The organism is Bacteroidota bacterium (assembly GCA_030706565.1).
GTDB lineage: Bacteria > Bacteroidota > Bacteroidia > Bacteroidales > JAUZOH01 > JAUZOH01.
This window is the reverse complement of sequence record JAUZOH010000502.1, coordinates 1-2,542: the sequence shown is the minus strand read 5'-3', so window position 1 is coordinate 2,542 and position 2,542 is coordinate 1. Positions and strand designations below refer to the sequence as shown.

Here is a 2,542-nt window from a genome sequence, read left to right as displayed (position 1 = left end):
TAATAAATCGATACAATAACACAGAGGTACACAGAGAAGACACAGAGGAATATTTCTCATTATTTCTATGTGACATGATGAACAATAAATCTCAGTTGTTAAATTTTATTCCGTTCAGGGAAATATTTACTTGCGAAACTTTAAGTCTAAACTTTAAACCTTGAACTTTTAAACTAATTTGAACCATTCAAACCATTTCAAACCATTTCAAACTATTTCAAACCATTTCAAACTATTTCAAACCATTTCAAACCTTCTTGAACCATTTGAACCTTTCAAACCATTTGAACCTTTTGAACCATTTGAACCATTTGAACCATTTCAAACCTTTCATTGTCATTATTTTTAATGATTGGATATTTCTACTTTATTTTGAATAATTTTGGCAATTATTTCTTTTTACAATTGGGGAATAATTAAGATAGAAAAAAACGATTTGAAGTAAACATAAAATACTGAAAGAATGAGACTTCCTGAAAGAACTGTGGAACGTTTAAGTCAATATCGCCGTTCATTGCTAATATGCCTGTCGCAGGGCCAAACTCACATATACTCGCATGAATTGGCTGAACTGCATAACCTTACCGCCGTGCAGGTTAGAAGAGACATGATGTTCATTGGTTATTCAAGCTTTCAAAGAAAAGGGTACGATATCAAGGAACTCATTGAAGTGATTGGAAACGTAATAGATAGTGAAGAGGTCCTAAAGGTCGGCGTAGTTGGGGTCGGTAACATGGGCAAGGCTATTACCGGATATTTCAACAACAAACGGGCAAAACTGAAAATTGTAGCCGGCTTCGACGTTGATCCTTCTAAAATCGGCAAGGTGATTTCCGGGGTTCTCTGTTACTCATTTGACCAGCTTTCGAAAATTGTGAAAGAAAAAGATATTTCTGTCGGAATTATTACGGTTCCGCCGGAGAAAGCCAATGAAGCAGCTAAAAGTTTGGTGGCAGCTGAAATAAAAGGGATACTGAATTTTACCACCGTGCCCCTGAATGTTTCTCCTGACGTTTACCTGGAAGAATATGACATGATTACCTCACTTGAAAAAGTGGCTTATTTTGTCAAATCGCAAAAGGAAAAATAAACAAGTAAATTAACATTCTGAAAATTAATATTATACTAATCTTTTCTCATGCTAATAAATTGATTTTCTGAAAATATTTGGCTTTATTAAAAAATCTTTAAGGGGTTTATGTATATTTGTATATACTACAACATTAAAACTAAAGCCATGATCTATTCTCCTCAGCAATATAAAATTAAAGATCAACGGATGCAGCCTTATATTGATGCAGACGAAATCTGGAATTATCTTAACAGCACTCCTTCTACTCCCAAAAGGGTACATGAAGTAATTGAAAAATCACTCAACAAACAAAGACTCTCCCTCGAAGAAACCGCAGTTCTGGTTAACGCCACCGATCCCGAACTTGTTGAAGAAATCAAACAGGGGGCCAAAACCCTGAAAGAAAAAATTTACGGGCAGAGAATCGTGCTGTTTGCCCCTTTATATGTGGGCAATTATTGCATCAATAACTGCGCCTATTGTGGTTTCAGAACTTCAAACAAGGCACAGAAAAGAAGTACTTCCTCACATGAAGAATTAATCGCACAGGTGACAGCCCTTGAAGATGATGGCCAAAAACGGCTCATCCTGGTATATGGGGAGCATCCCAATTACAGTCCCGAATTTATTGCCGAAAACGTACACACCGTTTATGGCGTGAAAAGCAAGAACGGGGAAATCAGAAGGGTGAACATCAATGCTGCCCCCCTGGATATTGATGGTTTCAGAACGGTTAAAAAGGCCGGTATAGGAACTTACCAGATATTCCAGGAAACCTATAATCCTGAAGCATATAAAAAATATCACCTCGGTGGCAAAAAGATGGATTACAACTGGAGGGTTACTGCCCTGGACCGTGCCCAGGAAGCCGGCATTGACGATGTGGGCATAGGCGTACTGCTCGGGTTATACGATTGGCGTTTCGAAGTAATGGCACTCATCCGCCACGTCAACCACCTTGAAGCGGTTTATAACGTGGGACCGCATACCATTTCTTTCCCAAGAATCAAAAGGGCTTCAAACCTTGATTTTCCGGCTGATTACCTGGTAAGCGATGAAAATTTCACCAAGTTGATCGCCATCCTGCGACTGGCAGTACCTTACACGGGAATGATCCTGACGGCCCGGGAACCCGCAAAATTAAGGGATGAGATCCTTCAATACGGAATCTCACAGATAGATGGCGGTACAAGCATAGAAATTAACGGATATACCAAGGAAGAGAAAAAACAAGACCTGGATCATGAACAGTTCCAGATCAATGACGACAGGCCACTCAGCATGATCATGGACGAACTGCTAGATGCCAATTATATTCCTTCCTTCTGCACAGCCTGCTACCGGCGCGGACGTACCGGCGAACATTTTATGGAATTTTCCGTCCCCGGCTTTATCAAAAGATATTGCCACCCCAACGCCGTTCTCACCCTGGCTGAATATCTCGAAGATTATGCTACTCCTGCAACTAAG

2 protein-coding genes are annotated in these 2,542 nt (G+C 39.8%); both read left to right on the top strand.

Features of this window, described 5'->3' with window-relative positions; all coding sequences use genetic code 11:
• The first annotated feature begins 463 nt into the window (after window positions 1-463).
• Window positions 464-1,090: a redox-sensing transcriptional repressor Rex gene (locus tag Q8907_16085; protein ID MDP4275787.1), complete on the top strand. Its 627-nt coding sequence runs from the start codon at window positions 464-466 to the stop codon at window positions 1,088-1,090.
• Window positions 1,091-1,198: 108 nt separating this feature from the next.
• Window positions 1,199-2,542, top strand: a 1,344-nt coding sequence (gene hydG / locus Q8907_16080) for a [FeFe] hydrogenase H-cluster radical SAM maturase HydG (GenBank protein MDP4275786.1), incomplete at its 3' end; no start/stop codon positions are given.